At 59.6% G+C, this 23,363-nt stretch carries 22 protein-coding genes; 13 read left to right on the top strand and 9 right to left on the bottom strand.

Annotated features, from left to right (window positions below):
- The first annotated feature begins 99 nt into the window (after positions 1-99).
- From fdhD to CRO59_RS08570, 3 genes are all read left to right on the top strand, one after another.
- Positions 100-939, top strand: coding sequence for a formate dehydrogenase accessory sulfurtransferase FdhD (fdhD, locus tag CRO59_RS08580; RefSeq protein WP_097086916.1), 840 nt, complete (start codon positions 100-102; stop codon positions 937-939).
- The gene (locus CRO59_RS08575; RefSeq protein ID WP_097086915.1) at positions 936-3,284 is read left to right on the top strand and encodes an FdhF/YdeP family oxidoreductase; all 2,349 of its coding nucleotides are present in this window, start codon (positions 936-938) and stop codon (positions 3,282-3,284) included. The genes fdhD and CRO59_RS08575 overlap by 4 nt, the downstream gene beginning before the upstream one ends.
- 329 nt (positions 3,285-3,613) lie before the next feature.
- Positions 3,614-4,093, top strand: coding sequence for a glycine zipper domain-containing protein (locus tag CRO59_RS08570; protein WP_027611218.1), 480 nt, complete (start codon positions 3,614-3,616; stop codon positions 4,091-4,093).
- Between the two features lie 64 nt (positions 4,094-4,157).
- Here CRO59_RS08570 and CRO59_RS08565 read toward each other — a convergent pair whose 3' ends face one another.
- From CRO59_RS08565 to CRO59_RS08550, 4 genes are all read right to left on the bottom strand, one after another.
- Entirely contained in the window at positions 4,158-4,589 is a 432-nt protein-coding gene (locus tag CRO59_RS08565) for a thioesterase family protein (protein ID WP_097086913.1), read from the bottom strand.
- A 31-nt stretch (positions 4,590-4,620) separates the two neighbouring features.
- On the bottom strand, positions 4,621-5,844 hold the full coding sequence (locus CRO59_RS08560; RefSeq protein ID WP_097086911.1) for a 3-hydroxyacyl-CoA dehydrogenase: 1,224 nt from the start codon (positions 5,842-5,844) through the stop codon (positions 4,621-4,623).
- A gap of 142 nt (positions 5,845-5,986) precedes the next feature.
- Positions 5,987-7,921, bottom strand: coding sequence for an ATP-dependent DNA helicase RecQ (locus CRO59_RS08555; protein ID WP_097086910.1), 1,935 nt, complete (start codon positions 7,919-7,921; stop codon positions 5,987-5,989).
- A 181-nt stretch (positions 7,922-8,102) separates the two neighbouring features.
- Entirely contained in the window at positions 8,103-8,603 is a 501-nt protein-coding gene (locus tag CRO59_RS08550; RefSeq protein WP_097086908.1) for a polysaccharide deacetylase, read from the bottom strand.
- Between the two features lie 302 nt (positions 8,604-8,905).
- On the opposite strand from CRO59_RS08550, the gene CRO59_RS08545 reads away from it, so the two are divergent.
- The 5 genes from CRO59_RS08545 to CRO59_RS08525 all read left to right on the top strand — a co-directional run bounded on the left by CRO59_RS08545 (position 8,906) and on the right by CRO59_RS08525 (position 11,961).
- The gene (locus CRO59_RS08545) at positions 8,906-9,190 is read left to right on the top strand and encodes a hypothetical protein (RefSeq protein WP_027611213.1); all 285 of its coding nucleotides are present in this window, start codon (positions 8,906-8,908) and stop codon (positions 9,188-9,190) included.
- 82 nt (positions 9,191-9,272) lie between these two features.
- Positions 9,273-10,415 carry a hypothetical protein gene (locus tag CRO59_RS08540; RefSeq protein WP_097086907.1) on the top strand — a complete coding sequence of 381 codons (1,143 nt, stop codon included), beginning with the start codon at positions 9,273-9,275 and terminating at the stop codon, positions 10,413-10,415.
- A 342-nt stretch (positions 10,416-10,757) separates the two neighbouring features.
- Positions 10,758-11,057, top strand: a complete 300-nt coding sequence (locus CRO59_RS08535; protein WP_097086905.1) for a hypothetical protein — start codon at positions 10,758-10,760, stop codon at positions 11,055-11,057.
- Positions 11,058-11,191: 134 nt separating this feature from the next.
- Positions 11,192-11,362 (top strand): YhfG family protein, encoded by a 171-nt coding sequence (locus CRO59_RS08530; protein ID WP_096796727.1) that lies wholly within the window; start codon positions 11,192-11,194, stop codon positions 11,360-11,362.
- The gene (locus tag CRO59_RS08525; protein WP_097086903.1) at positions 11,362-11,961 is read left to right on the top strand and encodes a putative adenosine monophosphate-protein transferase Fic; all 600 of its coding nucleotides are present in this window, start codon (positions 11,362-11,364) and stop codon (positions 11,959-11,961) included. Before CRO59_RS08530 ends, CRO59_RS08525 begins: the two co-directional genes overlap by 1 nt.
- 129 nt (positions 11,962-12,090) lie before the next feature.
- Here CRO59_RS08525 and CRO59_RS08520 read toward each other — a convergent pair whose 3' ends face one another.
- Together CRO59_RS08520 and hslO are read right to left on the bottom strand one after the other, a co-directional pair.
- Positions 12,091-13,632 carry a phosphoenolpyruvate carboxykinase gene (locus CRO59_RS08520; protein ID WP_027611209.1) on the bottom strand — a complete coding sequence of 514 codons (1,542 nt, stop codon included), beginning with the start codon at positions 13,630-13,632 and terminating at the stop codon, positions 12,091-12,093.
- A 181-nt stretch (positions 13,633-13,813) separates the two neighbouring features.
- Entirely contained in the window at positions 13,814-14,716 is a 903-nt protein-coding gene (gene hslO, locus CRO59_RS08515; RefSeq protein WP_097086901.1) for an Hsp33 family molecular chaperone HslO, read from the bottom strand.
- Between the two features lie 104 nt (positions 14,717-14,820).
- Between hslO and CRO59_RS08510 the strand changes: the two genes are divergently transcribed.
- The gene (locus tag CRO59_RS08510; protein WP_097086900.1) at positions 14,821-15,621 is read left to right on the top strand and encodes a phosphatase PAP2 family protein; all 801 of its coding nucleotides are present in this window, start codon (positions 14,821-14,823) and stop codon (positions 15,619-15,621) included.
- Positions 15,622-15,710: 89 nt separating this feature from the next.
- Here the strand turns inward: CRO59_RS08510 and CRO59_RS08505 are convergent, their stop codons facing one another.
- Positions 15,711-16,115: an RNA-binding S4 domain-containing protein gene (locus CRO59_RS08505; RefSeq protein ID WP_027611206.1), complete on the bottom strand. Its 405-nt coding sequence runs from the start codon at positions 16,113-16,115 to the stop codon at positions 15,711-15,713.
- 234 nt (positions 16,116-16,349) lie between these two features.
- Between CRO59_RS08505 and CRO59_RS08500 the strand changes: the two genes are divergently transcribed.
- Both CRO59_RS08500 and rimK read left to right on the top strand, forming a co-directional pair.
- Positions 16,350-16,811 (top strand): ATP-dependent zinc protease, encoded by a 462-nt coding sequence (locus tag CRO59_RS08500; protein ID WP_177408985.1) that lies wholly within the window; start codon positions 16,350-16,352, stop codon positions 16,809-16,811.
- Positions 16,808-17,713, top strand: coding sequence for a 30S ribosomal protein S6--L-glutamate ligase (gene rimK / locus CRO59_RS08495; protein WP_007949201.1), 906 nt, complete (start codon positions 16,808-16,810; stop codon positions 17,711-17,713). The genes CRO59_RS08500 and rimK overlap by 4 nt, the downstream gene beginning before the upstream one ends.
- Before the next feature lie 130 nt (positions 17,714-17,843).
- On the opposite strand, the gene CRO59_RS08490 is transcribed toward rimK, so the two are convergent.
- Positions 17,844-19,157, bottom strand: coding sequence for an ATP-binding protein (locus tag CRO59_RS08490; RefSeq protein WP_027611205.1), 1,314 nt, complete (start codon positions 19,155-19,157; stop codon positions 17,844-17,846).
- 114 nt (positions 19,158-19,271) lie between these two features.
- Positions 19,272-20,012, bottom strand: a complete 741-nt coding sequence (gene ompR / locus CRO59_RS08485) for a two-component system response regulator OmpR (protein ID WP_003220637.1) — start codon at positions 20,010-20,012, stop codon at positions 19,272-19,274.
- A 358-nt stretch (positions 20,013-20,370) separates the two neighbouring features.
- On the opposite strand from ompR, the gene CRO59_RS08480 reads away from it, so the two are divergent.
- Both CRO59_RS08480 and CRO59_RS08475 read left to right on the top strand, forming a co-directional pair.
- Positions 20,371-22,695 (top strand): Tex family protein, encoded by a 2,325-nt coding sequence (locus CRO59_RS08480; protein ID WP_097086898.1) that lies wholly within the window; start codon positions 20,371-20,373, stop codon positions 22,693-22,695.
- The gene (locus CRO59_RS08475; protein ID WP_086793980.1) at positions 22,695-23,078 is read left to right on the top strand and encodes a PaaI family thioesterase; all 384 of its coding nucleotides are present in this window, start codon (positions 22,695-22,697) and stop codon (positions 23,076-23,078) included. The genes CRO59_RS08480 and CRO59_RS08475 overlap by 1 nt, the downstream gene beginning before the upstream one ends.
- Positions 23,079-23,363 lie beyond the last annotated feature (285 nt).

Raw genomic sequence — 23,363 nt, 5'->3', positions numbered from 1 at the left:
CGCTTGATCGACGCCATCTATCAATAGATCGACAGTACCGATTAGACGCGACAAGTTGCCGCGCCTAGTCTTAGCGTTGATCAATCCGTCGGTGATGCCATGAACGCCAAGCGCCCAACTTGCGCGGCGCCTGCAATCGAAACACCCGCGCCCGCCGCCAGCCAGACCTACAGCTACAGCGATCTGCCCCTTGTGGAATCGGCCAGCACCGCGCTTGCCGAGGAAGTCGCGTTGGCGATTGCCTACAACGGCATCAGTCAGGCGGTGATGCTGGTGACGCCGAGCGATCTGGAAGACTTCATCGTCGGTTTCAGCCTTGGCAGCGGCATAATCGAAGACGCCAGCGACATTTATGACCTGCAACTGACCGGCGCGGGCTCGGCGCAATACGCGCAGGTGACCATCGCCAACCGCGCGTTCTGGAACCTCAAGCAACAGCGCCGACAACTGGCCGGCACTAGCGGTTGCGGGCTGTGCGGCGTCGAGGCGGTGGAACAGGCCTTGCCTGACCTCAAAGTGTTGCCCGGCGCACCGTTGCCGCCCGCTGCCTGGCTCGACGGCCTGCGCCAGCGCATCGGCGCGTTCCAACCGCTCGGTCAGCACTGCGGCGCGGTACACGCAGCGGTGTTCATGAACGCCAGCGGTGAATTGCTGCTGGGCCGTGAAGACATCGGCCGGCACAACGCCCTCGACAAACTGATTGGCGGGCTGATCCGCCAGAAGATTTCCACAGAAGGCGGCCTGGCGATTGTCACCAGCCGTTGCAGTCTCGAATTGATCCAGAAAGTTTTACGCGCCGGCATCCAGACTCTGGTCAGCCTGTCCGCGCCCACGGGCCTTGCCGTGCAATGGGCCCGTCGCCACAACCTCAATCTCATCCACCTGCCGCAGAAGAATGCGCCGCGGGTCTACAGCCCAGCGATGGAGAATCAAGCGTGAGCCAACATCATCAAGCCGACCAGAAACCTGTCCCGCGCTACAAACCTTACAAAGGTGCAGCCGGCGGCTGGGGTGCCCTGATCAGTGTGGCCCAGGCCTGGTTGACCAGCGACAACGCGTTGAAAAACCTGCGAATGATGCTCAAGACCAACCAGAATGGCGGCTTCGACTGCCCGGGCTGCGCCTGGGGCGATTCGCCGGAGAGCGGCATGGTCAAGTTCTGCGAGAACGGCGCCAAAGCGGTGAACTGGGAAGCGACCAAGCGTCGGGTGGACGGCAAGTTCTTCGCCAAACACAGCGTCACGTCGTTGCTGGAGCAGAGCGACTACTGGCTTGAATACCAGGGCCGCCTGACCGAGCCGATGGTCTACGACGCCGAGACCGACCGCTACAAACCCATCGCCTGGGACGATGCCTTTGCAATGATCGGCAAACACCTGCAAGCGCTGTCGAGCCCGGACCAGGCCGAGTTCTACACTTCGGGCCGTGCCAGCAACGAAGCGGCGTACCTGTATCAGCTGTTCGTGCGCGCCTACGGCACCAACAACTTCCCGGACTGCTCGAACATGTGCCACGAGGCCAGCGGTGTGGCGTTGGCGCAGAGCGTTGGCGTCGGCAAAGGCACCGTGACTTTCGACGACTTCGAACACGCCGACGCGATTTTCGTCTGGGGCCAGAACCCCGGCACCAACCATCCCCGGATGCTCGAACCCCTGCGTGAAGCGGTGAAGCGCGGCGCGCAAGTAGTGTGCATCAACCCGCTGAAAGAACGTGGCCTGGAACGCTTCCAACACCCGCAGCACCCGATCGAAATGCTCACCAACGGCGACAAGCCGACCAACACCGCGTACTTCCGTCCGGCACTGGGCGGCGACATGGCGGTGCTGCGCGGCATGGCCAAGTTCCTCTTGCAGTGGGAACGCGATGCGCAGAAGGCCGGTGAACCTGCGGTGTTCGATCACGACTTCCTCAATGCCCACAGCACCAACGTGTTGGAGTATCTGGGCGTGGTCGATGACACGCCGTGGGAGCAGATCGTCGCGCAGTCCGGCCTGTCTCTGGTGGAGATCGAGCAAGCGGCGCGCATGTACGCCAAAGGCAAGAACGTCATCATGTGCTGGGCGATGGGTATCACTCAGCATCGCCATTCGGTGCCGACCATCCAGGAAATCGCCAACCTGATGTTGCTGCGCGGCAACGTCGGCAAACCCGGCGCCGGCCTGTGTCCAGTGCGCGGTCACAGCAACGTGCAGGGCGACCGCACCATGGGTATCAACGAGCGTCCGCCAGTGGCGTTCCTCGATTCTCTTGAGCGGCGTTTCCAGTTCAAGGTGCCGCGTGACAACGGGCACAACGTGGTCGAAGCGATCCACGCGATGGCCGAGGGCCGCGCCAAGGTCTTCATCGGTCTGGGCGGCAACTTCGCCCAGGCCACACCGGACAGCCCGCGTACCTTCGCGGCGCTGAGCAATTGCGACCTGACTGTGCAGATCAGCACCAAGCTCAACCGCAGCCATCTGGCCCATGGTAAGGACGCACTGATCCTGCCGTGCCTGGGTCGAACCGACATCGATATCCAGGCCGAAGGCCCGCAAGCGGTCACCGTGGAAGACTCGTTCAGCATGGTTCACGCGTCCAACGGCCAGTTGCAGCCGCTGTCGAACCAGATGCGCTCGGAACCGGCGATCATCGCCGGCATCGCCGCCGCCACGCTGGGCAGCAAACCGGTGGACTGGAACTGGCTGGTGGCCGATTACCGGCGCATCCGCGACCTGATCGCCGATACCATTCCGGGCTTCAAGGACTTCAACGAGAAGGTCAAGAACCCGGGCGGTTTCTACCTCGGCAACAGTGCCGGTGCACGCAAGTGGAACACCCCGTCGGGCCGGGCCAATTTCCGCGCGAACATGCTGCCCAAGGATCTGGTGCACGAGCGTACCCGCGCCACCGGGCAACTGCCGGATCTGATCCTGCAATCGATGCGCTCCCACGACCAGTACAACACCACGATCTATGGCCTCGACGACCGCTATCGTGGGGTCAAGGGTCAGCGCGATGTGCTGTTCGCCAACGAGGCCGACATCATTCGTCTGGGCTTCCGCCCGGGGCAGAAGGCCGACATCGTGTCGATCTGGGACGATGGCCGTGAGCGTCGGGTGAAGGGCTTTACCTTGCTGGCGTTTGATATTCCGGCGGGTCAGGCAGCGGCTTACTACCCGGAAGTGAATCCGCTGGTGCCGCTGGAAAGCACCGGGGATGGCAGCCATACGCCGACATCGAAGTTCATTGCTATCCGGCTGGAGGCGGCGAGTGAGACTGGGTTGATCATGGCCAAATCTGCGTAAAGCGTTGCCTGGACTGACCCCTTCGCGAGCAAGCCCGCTCCCACTTTGGAATGCATTTCAAATGTGGGAGCGGGCTTGCTCGCGAAAGCGGTGGCACATTCAACAAAACTCTTCGTACCTTGCACCCTTCCAACGCCCACAAAAAAGGCCGCTTTTTCACAAAAGCGGCCTGTCCGAAGTAGCTAAAGACCGGCGAAAATCGCTTAAGTTCCGCATACAAAACAGCAACTTGCATAATTGTATACAAGTCGTGTTATTCGTCGGATTTCGATTGTCAGCCTTGTTACACAGCCTCAGGATCGGCGCCGTCATCCCTTTGAGGCTCCTCTATGAAGTTCTCCTCGATTCTCTTGTTGTCCCTTGGCCTGGTCAGTGGCTTCGCTTCTGCCGGAGGCACCACCGAAGCAGGTGTGGGCGGCGCATTGGGCGGGGTTCTTGGCTCGGTCGTCGGTCAGTCTTTAGGCGGCAGCACAGGTTCAACCATTGGCGCAGCTCTGGGCGGCGCGGGTGGTAGCGCGGTCGGCGCCAACAAACACAGCCGTGGCGAAGCGGCCATTGGCGGTGCGTTGGGCGCAGCCGGCGGTAACGTGGTTGGCCGCAGCATGGGCGGCACCACCGGCAGCCTGATCGGTGCCGCAGCAGGTGGCGGAGCCGGTGGCGCGCTGGGCAACTACATGGGTAACCAGAGCAATGACGAGGGTCGTCATTACGATCGCGGCCGTGACGACCGTCGCTACTATCGCGACCGTCACCCTGGCCGTGGCCACGCTTATGGCCACCGCAAGCATCACCGCTACTATCGCGACTAATCCGTTGCGTTAAGCGCGAAAGCAAAAATCGCAGTCCAAGGGCTGCGATTTTTTTTGCTCTGGTTCAAACCACCAGACGCTCCAGCGCGTCACGCAATCTGCCTGGAATCGGCACCGGCTGATTGCTCGTCCGGTCCACGAATACATGGACAAAACGCCCCGCCGCACACGCCTCGCTTTCACCGACCTTGAACACCGCCAGTTCATATTGCACCGAACTGTTACCCAGCTTGCCGACCCGCAGACCGATCTCGATCAGGTCCGGGAAAGCGATCGAGGCGAAATAATCGCAAGATGAACTCACGACAAAACCTACTACCTCGCCGTCGTGGATATCCAGGCCACCGACCTGAATCAGGTAAGTGTTCACGGCAGTATCGAAAAAGCTGTAGTAGGTGACGTTGTTGATGTGGCCATAAGCATCGTTGTCGTGCCAGCGGGTGGTGATCGGCTGGAAATGCGGGTAATCGGCGCGTTGCGCCATGGTGCTGGACATCGGTATCGACTCCTTGAGTTATCTGTCCAGTCTAAAGGTAAAAACCTTTGCCTCGCGCCGCCAGCTCGCCAATCAGTCGGGCCGGCCGCCATTGATCGCCCTGTCGCGTCTCCAGCGCCAGCAAGCGCTTGTGAATGTCCGCCAGCCCCTGATCGTCCGCCCAGGCCATCGGGCCGCCTCTGTCCGCCGGGAAGCCGTAGCCATTGAGGTACACCTGATCGATGTCATGCGCCGATTCGGCAATGCCTTCCTGCAGAATTTTCGCGCCCTCGTTGACCAGCGCCAGAAGACACCGCTCGAGGATTTCCTCGGACCCAATCTCCCGGCGCTGAAAGCCGAGGCCTTCGCTGACGCTCAATATCAGCGCATCGACCTCGGGATCATGCTCTGCCTGACGACTGCCCGGCTCGTAGTGGTAGTAACCGTTGCCGGATTTCTGCCCGAAGCGGCCCATCTCGCACAAGCGATTATCCACCTGAACCTCCGGCGCATCCTGCCCCTTGCCGGCCAATTCGCGCGCGCGCCATTCCAGATCGATGCCCACGACGTCATACATGCGGAACGGTCCCATGGCGAAACCGAAGCCCTGCAAAACCGTATCGACCTGCTGTGGATAAGCGCCCTCGAGCAGCATCTTGCGCGCCTCCAGTACATACGGATGCAACATGCGATTGCCGATAAAACCGTGGCAGTTGCCCGACACCACACTGACCTTGCCCATGCGTTTTCCCAGCACCAGCGCCGCTTCCAGTGCGGCTGGCGACGTCTGCGCGCCACGTACAATTTCCAGCAGTTTCATGATGTGCGCGGGGCTGAAGAAATGCAGGCCGAGCACTTGCGATGGACGTTTTGTTGCAGCGGCAATCGCATCAATATCCAGTGCCGAGGTGTTGCTCGCCAACAACGCCTCAGGCTTGAGCAGGCCATCCAGTTCGCGAAAGATCTTCTGCTTGAGCGCGAGGTTTTCGTACACCGCTTCGATCACCAGATCGACATTACGGATTGCCGGGTAATCCGCCGCCGCGCTGATCCGGGCAAGACGTGCATCCGCTTCGACCTGATCGATCCGGCCCTGGCGCACGTTGTGTGCATAAGTCTGCGCCACGGTGCCCAGCGCCTGTTCGAGCATCTGTGGATTGTTATCGACCCACTGCACGGCGATGCCGGCATTGGCCAGGCACATGACAATACCGCGGCCCATGGTGCCCGCGCCGATCACGGCAGCTTGCTGAATATCGAAGGATGTCTGGCTCATGTTGTTCTCTTGTTGGCGATCCGAAGACAGCCTTCACCATAGTCAGGCACCGGGCGTTTTTGAAGTTTATTACCGTGATGAGCGACATTCAGCGCATGGATACAGGCCGCCATGGCATCACACGCTCCCACAGGGTTTGTATTTACTCGAGCAGATGATTGTCAGCCCAACTGCGGACTTCCGCGTACGGATATTGCTCCAGCGCCGCATACCCCGAGATCGTCCGCGCCTTCAACTTGGTAAACAGCGGCACGCTGATCCCGCACAGAAAACGCGTCAGGCGCTCCGCCGTCGGCACATGGCCGGTGTGCTGTTCGTGCCTGTGGATAAAATCACCGCACGACGCCGCGAAGTTCTTATCCACAAGCGCTGGCAACTCGGGAGGTGCCGGAAGCCGCGCGACATCACCGTGGCACACCGAACAGTGCCCGCAGTGCTCGGGCGCATTGTGGTCGCCGAAGTACTCGGCCAGGCGATAACCCAGGCAGCGCTCAGTGGCGAACAGTTCGAGCATGGCGTGAATCCGCGCGACTTCAGTCTGTTCATGCCGGGTGAAGTACTCGTGCAACTCGGCACTCAGCACAGCGCTGTCGAAATCGCTGTGCAGCACGTTGTAGACCTCGGTCATCTGCTTGCTCTCAAGCTCGACCCAGCCCTTCTCCTGAAAATAATCCAGCGCCGTCACCACCCGATTGCGCTCAGCCGAATACTGCGTGTACATCGCCTCGAAATTCACCGTGGCCCAGGTACGTGCGCGGCTGGAGGTGTGAATGATGGCCGCGACAAACTCCCTGCGCTCTCCCTCGAAACGCTCAAGCAACGCTTCCGGCTCCAGCAGGTATTTGAAACGGTACTCGGCGTAATAGGCATAGCGCGGAGCAATCAGGCCGCGCAGCTCCATTTGCACCAACAACGTCTTCAGCGGCAGCGTGCGAATGTTGCTCTGATCCGCCAACGGCCCGAGCAGAAACTCCCACTGTCCTTCAGCTGCGGCAGCCTGCATTTCCTCCAGCACACAACGTATCCCCTCGCGCTCCGGGGTATCGCCGTAGACGAAATTTTCCAGCACGTTGAGGCTGTCGCGGTTGGCCAGCACCAGGCAATCCGACGGCTGTCCGTCCCGTCCGGCGCGACCGATTTCCTGACTGTAGTTCTCGATGGATTTCGGCAGGTCGAAATGCACCACGTTGCGGATATCGCTCTTGTCGATGCCCATGCCGAACGCAATGGTTGCGACTATGCAATTGGACTGCCCGGCCATGAAGCGCTTCTGGATCGCCTCGCGCTGATCGTTGGGCAGCCCGGCGTGATAAGCCTCGGCCTGTATGCCGTTGCGCCCCAGATGTTCGGCGATGTGCTCGGCGGTTTTCTGCAGCGTGACGTAGACGATGCTCGGCTGGCTCGCGCGCTCGCTCATCCACTCCACCAGCCGCCGGCGCTTGTCCTGGCCACGCACCGGTTCTACCAGCAGATTGAGGTTTGGGCGATAGAAACCGGTGGTCACAACATCTTCGGCAGCGATGGCGAATTTGGCTTGCATGTCGGCGATGACTTTCGGCGTCGCCGTGGCCGTCAGCAGCAGGGTTTGCGGGATATTGAACTGACGCTGGTAGTCCGGCAGCTTCAGGTAGTCGGGGCGGAAGTTGTGGCCCCACTCCGAGATGCAGTGCGCCTCGTCAATCACCAGCAGCGAGATCGGCACCTGCTGCAAAAAATTGCGAAAACGCTCGTTCTTCAGGCGCTCCACCGAGATCATCAGGATCTTCAATTCACCCGAACGGGCGCGAGCCATCACATCATTGGCGTCATCGCGGCTTTGTGCCGAATCGATGCTGCCGGCACTGATGCCGTGACGCTTGAGGAATGCCAGTTGATCCTGCATCAACGCCAACAGTGGCGAGACCACCAGGGTCAGATGTGGCAGCAACAGTGCCGGTACTTGATAGCACAGCGACTTGCCAGACCCGGTGGGGAAAATCGCTGCCGCCGAGCGCCCGGCCAGTACTGCGCCGATCGCGGCTTCCTGCCCGGGTCGAAACTGTGGATAACCGAAAACCTGTTCCAGGGTGTTGTGCATGCGCTGTCACTCCGTTGACCGCTGTGATGCCAACAGCCTAGCGGGCGATCGCAGCGAGTCGAGAAAAGGCCGGGGTCAATTCAATACGGGATGATACAGCCATTAGCGCAGACAACTCGGTCCACTGCAGGAGCGAGCCTGCTCGCGAGGAGGCCGAAAACAGCAATACAAACTTACCCGTTCAGGGACGCAAAACCGCCACTCGCAGTTGCTCGTTCAACACCTGCTCATGCACGCCCTGGCTCTTGCTCGCCCACAACGCATGAGCCGGGCTGATGTCACCGGTGAAGGCCGCCGCCAATTGCCGCAGTTCCGCAACACTGCGCACGCGCGGGCAGAACGGCTGCCCGTCACAGTCAACGCTGGCGTTGCGATAGGTGCTCAGCAAACGATCCCACAGACCGTCACGCACCTGCCTGATCGACTTGAGCTGCACATGCGGCACACCCAGTCGCTGCTCCAGCCCTGCCTCGTCCAGCGCTTCACTGGCGAGCAAGGCCCTGCCGAACATCAACACCTCGGCGCGCGAGGCGGTATCGATGCCAGTCTGGCTGGAGAGCGCATCGGGCCAACCGGTGCGTTCGAGGTCGGCAAACATCCAGCCGTTGCCATCAGACGCCATGGCCAAACGGCAACCACTGGCCCACAGCAATAAAATCGAGGCCATACGTAGCCACTGCATACTCAATTCCCTTTAAGCGCGTATCGGACGTTTGGAAACGTCCTACAGATTCTGGCGCGCACCATACATAGATCTGCCAAGAAACGCCTGTGAATCCTGTGGGAAATTTCTGCGCTAGGGGTTTCACCCCGAAAAAACCGCAAAACCTTGTAGGGCATATGCCCGGCCCTCGGAAAATCCCCTACGAACGGCGTCCATTGCGGCGCTCTTGTGAGTGCTCGCCACGCACTTCTATAGTGGCCGGCGCGACTGACCATTGAATCAGCCCCGCCCGAGTGCCTTTGTAAAGGACAAGCCTCACCATGATTACCCGCTATCGCCCTTTGAAGACTTGTTACAACGAAAATCCCGTATTGGTCATCGATACTCACTCCAGCCATCGCGATCTGCTTGATGCCGCTGACCAGCGACTGCGTGCCGCCAGCGATCTGCTGGAAACCCTTTACTGTTTATGTTTCAAACAGGCCGACGTGAAAGATATACCTAACATCGTCAATGCTCTTTATTTACTAGTGCAGGATGGCTGTGACTTGCTCGAAGTAGCAAAACATAAACCCCAACAACAGACCGACACTGAAAACAACTAAAATCCAGAAACAACAGAATGCTTTAATAAACAGCCAAAAAAGACCTAAGTTGTTGACTCTTACTTTCACCGAGAGCAACACAATGACTGTTTTAACCATATTTTTCTGCGGCACAGGCTCCAACAAGTTTGATACCACCCACGAAAACTTCTGGAACGGCGAACTGATTTCCACCTTGGCTTCCAATCATTTGGGCCACGAGTTTGCCGAGTGGATCGTGGTGGACGGCCCCGGCAGCGGCAACCTGCAGGCCGATGATCTATTCACCAAGACCAAGGAATACGGCATGAGCGGCACCTTGTTCGGCAAGGGCTGGGAACAAAACGTGTTGCATGCGCTCAATATCATCAAGGGCAAGTGCGACTGGCAACGCGAGCAACTGACTGAAGCCGAATACAATCGCCTGAAAGCTGCCGGCATTCCGATCGAAGATGTAAAAGTCGAGGGTTCCTGGTTCTGGCGCAAATATAATTACGGTAATCGCAGCATTACCCAGCAGCAATTACAGGAAGGAATCATCAAAACCCACCGCAAGGATGGTGTTATTCCGACTCAAGTCAATCTCGTCGGTTGGAGCCGGGGCGGCATCAGTTGCCATATGTTGGCCAATGCAATGTTCAAGGACAGTCTGCTGAAAAACATCCCGGTCAATATCTTTGCGCTTGATCCCGTGCCAGGCATTGGTAACTTTCAGGAAGAGCGCGTCAAACTCGCGGGCAATGTCAAAGAGTATGTAGCGTTCTATGCTCGTGACGAACGCTCCAAAGGTTTCAGCTGCGTCATCCCACAGACCGCTACCGGCACTAAAACCTACATCTATCCTATGGCTGGCCGCCACGCCACCATGGCCGGCAATGCCACCAGCAGCGGCGGCGTCCCGACCGGCGCCAGTGATCTGAAAGCGCTGTCCGAGCCCGGACGCATCGTGCGCCACCTCGCCGAAACCTGCCTCAAACGCTGGGGCGTGCAACTGCAAAAAACGTTGAATCTGACCCAGGCCGATCTGGAAAACCTCACCAACGGCATCGCACGCGACGAAGCCAAATACACACTGATGCACAAACATTCCTACACCTACTTCACCGAGCTGGACCAAGGCGAGCGCTACGTTTCGCTGGGCAGCAAAGGTGTACCGTTCACCAGCGTGAAGGGCGAGATCTACAACCCGGCGACCGGCCTGGCAACCAGCTTGCTGGATATTTCGGCGTATCAGCATTTACGTTGAAAAACGAAGAAAGATCGGTAGGAACGTCCGATGAGATCTTCATCCCGTTCCTACACGCCAAGACTCTTTGTCGCCTATCGCGGCTTGAGGGCACAAATCTATAGTCGTGAATGTCGCTGGCAAATCAGCGGCTCGGGCTTGGTCACCCGGTGGGACACATAAATGCGTCCGTTGTATGCTGCCGGCAATTCAAATGTCGGCACGCTTAATGGTGGCTGTGTTTGGGACGCCTTTGAGCGTGCCGGACTTGTGTGTTCCTTCGGTTGACCAACCCGAACACAGTTCGCCTCCCATCGCTTGGTCACGGTGGGATGAATCCTCACGACATTTGGAATACACACTATGAAAGCATGGACCCCGCTTCCCCTCGATCGCTACCGCTCACTCGAATCCAACCTCACCGACACCAAGCCCCTGATCATCGACACAACGGCCAACCCGCAGGACATCCTCGAATGCGCCGTCCAGCGCCTGTGCGCCTCCAGCGACCTGCTGAAAACCCTCTACTGCCTCAGCTTCAAACAAGCCGACGTCGAAGACATCCCACACATCACCCACGCCCTCTATCTGCTGACGCAGGATGGCTGTGACCTGCTGCAGGTCGCGCAGCAGCAGATGCTCGGCTGGAAAGCACCGCTCTGAGGCTGACAGTCTTCCGGTCGCTCTCACGCTTAACCTGAGACAGATGAGCAACACTCGTGCAAGCATCGAAAATCCCAACCAATCCGTCCACACGATTGCGCTACACTGTAATCCTGCACCAAGAGGCCCATGCCATGAGCAAATTGACGTTCCAGCAAAAGCAGGCTTATTACGAAAAAGTACGTCGGTCTAACTACTTGGCGAGCCTGCGTCTAGAAGGGTTCGATACCAATCGTAGCGATGCTGAAAGACCGCTTCCATCACGGGAATCAGTCATCGAAAAATACCGTCAGAACACACGCTAATGGTGGACAAGTACGGGGTCGGGCAAGACCCCTACTGCTATCCTGGAAGTGATGTCCTGCGTAACTTGCTCAATATTCGCTGTGAAGAAGAACTGCAGAAAGCAGAGCAAGAACTATCAGAGATCGCTATCAGTCGATTTCGTCTTCTTCCCCCTCCATATGATCTAACCCTTTTTCAACATATCCATAGAACTCTGTTTTGCGATGTCTACGACTGGGCCGGGCAGCCGCGAACAGTCAACATTCAGAAGGGGGATACCTTTTTCTGCACCGCAGAAAGAATTCTCCCAGAGGCAGAGAAAATATTTCGCGCCATGGAACGTAATGCATGGTTCGTGGGGCTGAACAAAGAAGAGCTCGTCGTGGCTATCGCCGAAACCTATGGCGACTTGAATGTCATTCATCCTTTTCGCGAAGGTAACGGGCGTGCTCAGCGCATCCTTTTTGAGCAGATCATCATCAATGCGGGCTTTACGGTTGATTGGTGGCTGATCAAGGAAGACGCTTGGATTTCGGCAAATGTTGATGCGGTTGCATGTGACTATCGTGGACTTGAAGATATCTTCGAGAACTGTATTGGCGGGCCACTCCTCCCTTAAGTGGCATTATTCTGGCCGTTTACCCCAAATTCTGCGGGAATAATGGCAGTCAAGCCGATAACGACAGCTAAACCGTCACCCACAAAAAAGCCGCCCCTAGAGGCGGCTTTCTCATTACTGCAACCAATTTTACAACTTGGGACCCGCAGCCTTGATCGCGTCGCTCACTTCGAACTTCTTGAAGTTCTCGATGAACAGACCGGCCAGCGCCTTGGCCGCTTCGTCGTAGGCAGCTTTGTCAGCCCAGGTGTTGCGTGGGTTGAGCAGGTTGGTTTCAACGCCCGGTACGGCCAGTGGCACGTCGAGGTTGATGGTGTCCAGGTGCTCGGTGGCGGCACCGATCAGCGCGCCGCTCTGGATCGCTGCGATCACCGCACGGGTGGTCGGGATATTGAAGCGTTTGCCGACGCCGTAGCCGCCGCCGGTCCAGCCGGTGTTGACCAGGTAGACCTTGGAGCCGAAGCCGCGGATGCGCTTGATCAGCAGCTCAGCGTATTCGCCAGCCGGACGCGGGAAGAACGGTGCGCCGAAGCAGGTGGAGAAGGTCGACTTGATGCCGCTGCCCGAACCCATTTCAGTCGAGCCCACCAGCGCGGTGTAGCCGGACAGGAAGTGATAGGCCGCTTGTTCTTCGTTGAGGATCGACACTGGCGGCAACACGCCGGTCAGGTCGCAGGTCAGGAAGATCACCGCGTTTGGCTCGCCGCCCAGGTTCTTCTCGGAACGCTTGGCAACGTGCTCCAGCGGGTAGGCCGCGCGGCTGTTCTGGGTCAGGCTGACATCGGCGTAGTCAGCGTGCTTGGCGTCGTCGATGACCACGTTTTCCAGGACTGCGCCGTGCTTGATGGCTTTCCAGATGACCGGCTCGTTCTTCTCGGACAGGTCGATGCACTTGGCATAGCAGCCGCCTTCGATGTTGAAGACAACGCCTTCGCCCCAGCCGTGTTCGTCGTCACCGATCAGGTAACGGCTCTCGTCGGCGGACAGGGTGGTTTTACCGGTGCCCGACAGACCGAAGAACAGGGTCACGTCGCCTTCTTCGCCGATGTTGGCAGCGCAGTGCATTGGCAGCACGTCAGCGGCCGGCAGCAGGAAGTTCTGCACGGAGAACATGGCTTTCTTCATTTCACCGGCGTAACGCATACCGGCGATCAGCACTTTCTTCTGCGCGAAGTTGATGATCACGCAACCGTCGGAGTTGGTGCCGTCACGCTCAGGCACGCACTCGAAGTTGGCCACGTTGAGCACTTGCCACTCGTCACGACCGGCCGGGTTGTACTGGGCCGGGTTGATGAACAGGCAACGACCGAACAGGTTCTGCCAGGCAGTCTGGGTGGTCATTTTGACGGCCAGGTAGTGATCTTCAGCCGCACCTACATGCACGTGGGAAACAAAGTGCTCTTGCGCGTTGTTGAACGCCTCGACACGAGCCCACAGCGCGTCGAACTTGTCGGCCGGGAACTTGCGGTTGATCGGGCCCCAGGCGATAGCGGCCTGGGTGGAAGGCTCTTCAACGATGAAACGATCGACTGGCGAACGGCCGGTGCGATGACCGGTGCGGACTACCAGAGCGCCGGTATCGGCAAGCTCGCCCTCACCGCGTTGCAGGGCTTCTTTTACCAGATCATCAACACTCAGATCGGTGTACACGGCGTTATTGGCTTGCGTCATGAGGTTCCCCGTCGGCCAGTGGCCGAGTGTGCTCCAAACGTTTTGTAGTAGAAAGTCGTGCACTACTACCGCGAAAAAAGTGGGCCGGATTATGCCAGAAAAGCCCAAAAAGAGTAGGGTCCTCCCGTCGTAACGGCGAAATTCCGTCGTTACGCAGTGAATTTACCTGCGCTGAACCGTTTTAGTGCCGGGTATCTGACGGCGTGTCGACGCCTGCGCCAGCGAACAATTGAGCAATATCGGCCGCATCAAACAGGTAACGCTGGTTGCAGAACTGGCAATCGATCTCGACTTCACCACCGCGCTCGGCCACCAGTGCCTGCGCATCTTCCAGACCCAGACTGACCAGTGCATTGGCCGAGCGTTCCCGCGAGCAGCTGCAACGGAAGCGCAGGTTCTGCACATCGAACAGGCGCACCTGCTCTTCGTGGTAGAGGCGATGCAGGACGGTTTCGTTGTCCAGGCTGAGCAACTCATCGGCGGTCAGGGTGCTGGCCAGGGCGGTGATGTGCTGCCAGCTTTCGGCGCGTTCTTCTTCGTCTTTCAGGCGGTCGGCCGGCAATTGCTGCAGTAGCATTCCGCGAGCACGGCGGCCGTCGGCGAACAGCTTGAAGCGGGTGCCGACCTGTTGCGACATGACGAAATAATTGGTGAAGCACTCGGACAGGGTTTCACCATCGAGGTCGACGATACCCTGGTAACGCTGGCCGATCGTCGGGTCGACGGTCAGGGTCAGGTCACCGCCCGGCATCAGGTCGGCAAGGGTCGCGTCCGCGGCGATCTGCTCGGCGTTATAACGCGCCAGGCCACGTATCTCGCGCTCGCTGGAGCATTCGATCATCAGCAGCGGAATCGGCCCTTCGGAGCGTGCCTGCAAAATCAGCAAGCCGTCGAACTTCAGGGTGCCCACCAGCAACGAAGCGGCCGCCATCAGTTCGCCCAGCAACTGCGCGACCGGCTCCGGGTACGGGTGCTTGGCGAGGACTTCGGCGTAGCTGCGTTCCAGCGCCACCAGTTCGCCGCGAGTGTCGCTGTCATCGAAGATGAAGCGTTGGGTGTAGTCGGTATCCGGTAGGTCGGTCATAGGTCTGGGTATCTGAATTGATGACAAAAAGGTTACAAAAGATGAAAATCCCGCGCTTCTCCGCACCCGTTTGGTGCGAAATGTTCAGCCACGGGAGGCATTTTATGAACAATCCGCGTTTGTTCCAATCAAGGTGGAACCTCGGCCGGCTGGTTCTGTGCAACGTAGTGCCATTAGCGCTACTGGCTTTCTGGTTATGGCCTACGGGCCAGATGCTGTGTGTGATTTTCGACGAGTGGCTGTTCCGCTCGCTCAATGCACCACTGGCCAGCAACCCCATATGGCTCCACATCTGGGCAATTGCAAGTCTGCGTCCGTTCGACATTGTCGTCGGACTGATTCTGCTGACGCTGCTGATCAAGGGCGACTGGGTGTTCAAGGCAATTGATGTACGTCGCGCCTTCTTCGGTTTTTTCTCGATTCTGCTGCTGATGGTGGTGATTCGCGCGCTGTTTTCCAAATTCGCCGACTACATGGACTGGCAGCACAGCAGCCCATCGATGGTGCTGGAAGGCGCGGTGCACCTGAGCGACTATTTCCCGCATCTGGAAAAAGCCTGGGAGCTGAAGGATCGCTCGAGCCAGAGCTTCCCCGGTGACCACGCTTCGGTGTTGCTGATCTGGGCGCTGTTCATGGGCGTGTTCAGTCGCTCAGTCGGCCAGTTCCTGACGATCTGGGGCCTGGCGTTGCTGTTCATGCTGCCACGTCTGGTAGCCGGCGCGCATTGGGGCCAGGACGATTACATCGGCGGCATGCTGCTGGCGGTGTGGGCGTTGGGTTGGGGTTACTACACACCGTTCGCTTATCACGCCGCCAACTTCTGGCTGAAGGTGACTGCGCCGGTTTTCGCTTTACTGGGCAAGCTGCCGCTGGTTTCGCGGATGAGTGTGGTGTCTGCCCGTTAATGGGTTGAATGCTGAAAAGATCGCAGCCTGCGGCAGCTCCTACATGTGAATACATTTTCCTGTAGGAGCTGCCGCAGGCTGCGATCTTTTTATTCGTGGCTGTTCCCACGAAATTTAAACAGATCCCGCCGCTGCTTCTTGCTCGGTTTGCCGTCGGTACTCACACCTAATGCCCCGGCCTTGCGCATCGCCGCAGCCGCTTCACGTTTGGCAATACTCGCCTCGGTCTCGGTATACAGCGTCTGCGCCTCGGGCGCGCCGCGACGTACGATCGACAAGGCTTCAACCCTCACCGTGCGCTCTTCAAAGCCGGTACGAATCTCGAATTCATCGCCAATGCGTGGCTCTTTGCCAGGCTTGCAGCGGTCGCCTCGGCAATGCACCTTGCCACTCTCGATGGCCGCTTTGGCCAGGGCCCGGGTTTTATAAAAGCGCGCCGCCCACAACCACTTGTCGAGACGGACCTTGTCGTCCTCTTCGCTTTTTTGTGCCATGGAATTTCCTCATTCTGAAATATTGATGAACTGTACTACCGTTTCTGTCGTGCCATGAATGACCCCGTCCCGGATTACAATGCACACCAGCCGACACCTGCTTGAGGGGTCGGCGATCCGGGCCGTAGATATCTGTCGCCTTTTAACCCTTATTCTGCGTGAATACCGCGAATTCGGCCGCACGCGGCCCGAGCGGTTTCTGCCGGTTGAGCACCTTTGAAGACATTTGACCATTTGACCGTTGTCGGTCTGCGCGAGTGGGTGGCGCTCCCTGATCTGGGAGTCGCCGGCCTGCGGGCGAAAATCGACACCGGTGCCAGCACCTCCAGCCTGCATGCCACCGACATCGAGCCGTTCGAACGCGACGGCCAGAAGTGGGTGCGTTTCACCGCGCACCTGGGCACGGTTGTGCAATTACGTCACCGGCGCTGCGAAGCACCGCTGGTGACGCGCAAAACCATCAAAAGCTCCAACGGCCAGGCGCAGGTGCGCTATGTGATCAGCACCACCCTGGCCCTCGGTGATCGGGTCTGGGCAGTTGAGTTCACCCTCGCCTGTCGCAAGTCCATGCGCTATCGCCTGTTGCTCGGTTCCAAAGCCCTGATCGACGGCCAGTTGGTGGTCAATCCGGGCATCAAATATGTACAAGACAAGCCGGTGTTCCCGGTATCTACCTCCTCCACAGGTGTTGCATGAAGATCGCTGTGCTGTCGCGGAATCCGCGTCTGTATTCCACCCGTCGTCTGGTCGAGGCCGGCACCGAGCGCGGGCATGAAATGGTGGTGATCGACACTTTGCGCGCCTACATGAACATCGCCAGCCACAAGCCGCAGATCCACTATCGCGGCAAGCCGCTGGAAGGCTTCGATGCGGTAATCCCGCGGATCGGTGCGTCGGTGACGTTCTACGGTTGCGCCGTGTTGCGCCAGTTCGAAATGATGGGGGTGTTTCCGCTCAACGAATCGGTGGCCATCGCCCGCTCGCGGGACAAATTGCGTTCGCTGCAACTGCTGTCGCGTCGTGGCATCGGCCTGCCGGTCACCGGTTTCGCTCACTCGCCGGATGACATTCCCGACCTGATCGACATGGTCAACGGCGCGCCGCTGGTAATCAAGGTGCTGGAAGGCACCCAGGGCATCGGCGTGGTGCTGTGCGAAACCGCCACGGCTGCCGAGTCGGTGATCGAAGCGTTCATGGGCCTGAAGCAGAACATCATGGTCCAGGAATACATCAAGGAAGCCGGCGGTGCCGACATCCGCTGCTTCGTGGTCGGCGACAAGGTGATCGCAGCGATGAAGCGTCAGGCCAAGCCTGGGGAATTCCGCTCCAACCTGCACCGAGGCGGCAGCGCCAGCCTGATCAAGATCACCCCGGAAGAACGCATGACCGCGTTGCGCGCGGCCAAGGTCATGGGGCTGGCCGTGGCGGGTGTGGATATCCTGCGTTCGAACCACGGGCCGCTGGTGATGGAGGTGAACTCGTCGCCGGGCCTGGAAGGGATCGAGACCACCACCGGCAAGAACGTGGCGGGGATCATCATCGAACACCTTGAGAAGAATGGCGGGCCGAACATGACCCGGACCAAAGGCAAAGGCTGATCCGTTTGAAATGTGGCAGCTGACAGGCCGCCTTCGCGAGCAAGCCCGCTCCCACATTTTGGAATGCGTTCCCCTGTGGGAGCGGGCTTGCTCGCGAAGGGGCCATCAGCCCCGCTGAATATCCCGACTGTCAGACCGCATCGCGCGGCAACATCAACCCCAACGGCAATCGCACCCGCGCTTCCAATCCGCCCCCGGAGCGGTTGCGCAGCTCGACATTGCCGCCATGCATCGAAGCAATCCGCTTCACGATCGCCAACCCCAGCCCCGTACCTTTCCCGCCCCGGGCACGGTCGCCACGGGTGAACGGGTTGAAGATCGCCTCAAGCTCCGACGGATCGATCCCCGCCCCCCGGTCCATCACGCTCAACACCACGTACGGCGCGCTGGTATCACCGGACACATAAGCCGCGACCTCGACGCCACTGCCGGCATGGTTCAGGGCGTTGCCGATCAGGTTGTTCAGCAGGCGTTTCATCGACACTCGACGCAACGGAAACGGCTGGATCGGTTCCAGACGCAGACGCACTTTCTCTTCGCTCTGGTTGTACGGCGCGGCCACCTCACGCACCAGATCGCTCAGGTCCACTTCCTCCACCGACTCGTCACGACCGTCGCGAATGAACGCGAGGAACTGGTCGAGAATCGCGTCCATGTCTTCGATGTCGCGCACCATGTCGTCGGTCAAATCGTTGCGATCACCCATCAGCTCCAGCGACAGACGCAAGCGGGTCAGCGGCGTGCGCAAATCATGGGAGACCCCCGCCAGCATCAGCTCACGCTCACGGCCGGCCTGCTCGACGTCTTCGGCCATCTGGTTGAAGGCGCGATACACCTCGGTCATCTCGCTCGGTGTGTCGCTGATCGGCAGACGCACACTGCGGCCCTGGCCGAGTTGTCGGGCGGCATACACCAGGCGCTTCAAAGGCTGGTTGAGCTGGCTGACGAAAATCCACGCCGAGGCGGTGGACAGCAAACCGATGGCGAGGAACCAGCCGAGTACGTTCCAGATTTTCTGCCCGCGCAGCGGATGCGGGTACAGCGGGACCTTCAGCCAACCGTCGCCGAGGCTTGGCGCACGCACCCACAGCGCCGGCGGCGAGTGCATGCGCAAACGCACTTCGGTGTCGGCGCCCAGCTCCGCCTGCATCTGCCGCTGATAGATTTCACTGTACGGCCAGTGCTGTTCGCCCTCCGGCACACCGGCGCCGACCACCCGGATCAGGGTCGCGGCATCGGCGATCTTCGCGCGGTTTTCTTCATCGGCGGCCCAATAGGCGCGCAGCGTCAGGGCGACGCCGTGGCTGTATTGGCGATCTACCAGCACGTCCTCGTTCATCAACAGATAAACCAGGGTCAGTGCCTTGGAAAACAGCACGACGATGAGCACCAGCCAAAGGGTGCGGGAGAAAAAACTTTGGGGGAACCAGACGGGGGTTTTCATCGATAACCGTTAAACACTTGCAGGAGCGAGCCATGCTCGCATATTGCGGATTGCGAGTCTGCGCAGAGGGTCGATCAACCCGATCTGCGCAGACCCGCTCCTACAAATCGCCGTTCACTTGGTGGCGGCGCCGTCCGGTACGAACACGTAGCCCACACCCCAGACAGTCTGGATATAGCGTGGTTTCGACGGATCCGGCTCGATCATCCGGCGCAGGCGGGAAATCTGCACGTCGATGGAACGCTCAAGGGCATCCCACTCGCGACCACGGGCCAGGTTCATCAGTTTGTCGCGGGTCAGCGGCTGACGCGCGTTCATTACCAGCGCCTTGAGTACCGCAAACTCACCGGTGGTGAGCATGTGCACTTCTTCGCCACGTTTCAGTTCGCGGGTCGCCAGCGACAGCACGTAATCACCGAAGGTGACGTTTTCGTCTTCGCTGCCCGGCGCGCCCGGCACCGGTGCGGCCTGACGCCGCAGAACGGCTTTGACCCGTGCCATCAGCTCGTCCGGGTTGAACGGCTTGGCCAGATAGTCATCGGCGCCCAGTTCCAGGCCCTTGATGCGGCTCATCTCATCGCCCTTGGCGGTGAGCATGATGATCGGAATCTGATTGTTCGCCGCCCGCAGGCGACGGCATGCGGTCAGGCCGTCTTCGCCCGGCAGCATCAGGTCGAGGACGACCAGATTGAACACTTCACGCGACAGCAGACGGTCCATTTGCTCGGTGTTCGGTACGGCACGGGCACGGTAGCCCTTGCTGACGAAGAAACGTTCCAGCAGGCTGCTCAGCCCCGGATCGTCGTCAACAATTAGAATTTTTTCGCCTTCAGCATTGTTTGCAGTGCTGCTCATTGGATGCTCCTTTTAGCTCGGCGCGCATTATGGCGTAGCTGCCGTTATACGCACCGTGTGCATTGTTAGCAGATTTTTCCTTCACTGCCAGAAAACCGGGGTTTCTACCTACAGACTGCTACACCCCCGAATGACAGAACGCTGGTTATAATGCGCGGCGTTTTGTGCCAGGCAACGTCTGAATCGTTACCGCAGGTGGCCGCGATATTTTCCGGGCCTGCGCAGTAATTATTCGATTTCACGGGTCAATGGGGTGCCTTTTGACCCAGGCAGCGGCAATTTTCTAGCCGCTCAACCAGACTCCGGGCCTTTATTTCCGTGCCTGCGAGCCTGCTTTCACAATATGTCAGGTGGTTTTATGGACAGCATCAACAGCCGCATCGCCGAGGAACTCGGCGTACGCCCGCAACAGGTCGAAGCGGCCGTCGCGCTACTCGATGAAGGCTCTACCGTTCCCTTCATCGCCCGTTACCGGAAAGAAGTCACCGGCAGCCTCGATGACACCCAGTTGCGTCATCTGGAAGAGCGTCTGCGCTACCTGCGAGAACTCGACGAACGGCGCATCAGCATCCTCGCCAGCATCCAGGAGCAGGGCAAACTCACCCCTGCCCTTGAGCGCGACATCAAGCTCGCCGACACCAAGACCCGCCTCGAAGACTTGTACCTGCCGTACAAGCAGAAGCGCCGCACCAAGGGCCAGATTGCCCTGGAAGCCGGCCTCGGCGAGCTGGCCGACGGCCTGTTCAACGACCCGAACCTGACGCCAGAAACCGAAGCCCCACGCTTCGTCGACGCCGAAAAAGGCGTAGCCGACGTCAAGGCTGCGCTGGAAGGCGCCAAGTACATCCTGATGGAGCGCTTCGCCGAAGACGCCAGCCTGCTGGAGAAGCTGCGCAACTTCCTAAAGCAGGAAGCGACCATCAGCGCCCGCGTGATCGCCGGCAAGGAAGAAGAAGGCGCGAAGTTCCGCGACTACTTCGAACACGACGAACCGCTGAAAAGCATGCCGTCGCACCGTGCACTGGCGATTTTTCGTGGCCGCAACGAAGGCATCCTCAGCTCCGCACTGAAAGTCGGCGACGAACTGCCGGGCACCATGCACCCGTGCGAGGGCATGATCGGCCAGCAATTCGGCATCCAGAATCAGAACCGCCCGGCCGACAAATGGCTCAGTGAAGTGGTGCGCTGGACCTGGAAGGTCAAGCTCTACACGCACCTGGAAACCGACCTGCTCGGCGAGCTGCGCGACGGCGCCGAAACCGAGGCGATCAACGTCTTCGCCCACAACCTGCACGACCTGCTGCTGGCCGCGCCGGCCGGCCCGCGCGCCACCCTGGGCCTCGACCCGGGCCTGCGTACCGGCTGCAAGGTTGCGGTGGTCGACTCCACCGGCAAGCTGCTCGATCACGCCACGGTTTACCCGCACGTGCCGCACAACAAATGGGATCAGACCATCGCGATTCTGGCCGCGCTGTGCGCCAAGCACTCGGTTGACCTGATCGCCATCGGCAACGGCACCGCCAGCCGCGAAACCGACAAACTGGCGATCGAGCTGATCAAAAAATACCCAGCAATGAAGATGACCAAGGTCATGGTCTCCGAGGCCGGTGCATCGGTGTACTCGGCGTCGGAACTGGCTGCCAAGGAATTCCCGGATCTGGACGTGTCGATCCGTGGCGCGGTGTCCATCGCCCGTCGTCTGCAGGATCCACTGGCCGAACTGGTGAAGATCGATCCGAAATCCATCGGTGTCGGCCAGTACCAGCACGACGTGTCGCAGCTGAAACTGGCGCGTGGTCTGGATGCGGTGGTCGAGGACTGCGTAAACGCCGTCGGCGTCGATGTAAACACCGCCTCGGTGGCCTTGCTGGCGCGGATTTCCGGCCTCAACGCGACCCTGGCGCAGAACATCGTCGCTCACCGTGACGAGCACGGCGCGTTCAAGACCCGTGCAGCGCTGAAGAAAGTTGCGCGTCTGGGCGAGAAAACCTTCGAACAGGCCGCAGGCTTCCTGCGCGTGATGAACGGCGACAACCCGTTGGATTCCTCGGCCGTTCACCCGGAAGCCTATCCACTGGTACAGCGCATCGCCGCTGAAACCGACCGCGACATTCGCTCGCTGATCGGCGACGCCGCGTTCCTCAAGCGTCTGGACCCGAAGAAGTTCACCGACGAGACCTTCGGTCTGCCCACCGTCACCGACATTCTGCAAGAACTGGAAAAACCGGGTCGCGACCCGCGTCCGGAGTTCAAGACCGCCGAGTTCCAGGAAGGCGTCGAAGACCTGAAAGACCTGCAACTGGGGATGATCCTCGAAGGCGTCGTCACCAACGTGACCGCGTTCGGCGCGTTCGTCGACATCGGCGTGCATCAGGACGGTCTGGTGCACATCTCGGCGTTGTCGGAGAAGTTCATCAAGGACCCACGCGAAGCGGTGAAGGCCGGTGACGTGGTGAAAGTGAAGGTCATGGAAGTCGACATCCCGCGCAAACGCGTCGGCCTGTCGATGCGCATGAGCGACACTCCGGGCGAGAAAATCGACGGTGCCCGTGGCTCGCGTCCGGGCTCGGCACCGCGCCAGTCGTCGAACAACGCGCCACGCAAGGAAACGGCCACAGCCGCACCGGTGAACAACGCCATGGCTTCGCTGTTCGCCAACGCCAAGCAGTTGAAGAAACGCTGATGGAGATTCCGGCCGGGCTCGTCGAGAGCGCGTTTTTCAAGCTGTTGGGCTGCCGCCTGCACAGCCTGGAAACCGGGGTGGCGCAAGTCGCCCTGGTGCTGGAACCGCAACTGCGCAATCGCGGCGGCAAGTTGCACGGTGGCGCGCTGTTCAGTCTGGTCGATATCGCCATGGGGCTGGCCTGTTCCAGCACCCACGGCTTCGATCAGCAGAGCGCGACCATCGAGTGCAAGATCAACTACATCCGCGCCGTATCCGACGGCGAGGTGCTGTGCACGGCGCGGGTGATCCACCCGGGCCGCCGCACGCTGGTGGTCGAGGCCGACGTGATGCAGGGCGACAAACTGGTCGCAAAAGCGCAAGGCACGTTCGCTGTCCTGTAGATGTTGTTCATCATTTTGAGTTAATTTCGGCGCTGTGATCGCAGCGTCGAGCTTTTCTGTGGGAGCGGGCTTGCTCGCGAAGGCGGTGTGTCAGGCAAATTGATGTTGACTGACACGCCCTCTTCGCGAGCAAGCCCGCTCCCACAGGGATCGCATAATCTTCGCGTGCATCTGCCAGATTCAGGGATTGAAGTCGGCGGTTCGAAAGGGGCTTCGTGAGCCCGAAAAACCAGGCGAAAACGCCAGTTTCAACTTCACCCTTGTAGACCGTCCTGCCCACCCCCA

The sequence above is a fragment of the Pseudomonas sp. LAMO17WK12:I5 genome (assembly GCF_900215165.1).
Classification (GTDB): Bacteria; Pseudomonadota; Gammaproteobacteria; order Pseudomonadales; family Pseudomonadaceae; genus Aquipseudomonas; species Aquipseudomonas putida_A.
Note: the sequence above shows the minus strand (reverse complement) of the source record. Positions and strands in the feature narration are given on the sequence as shown.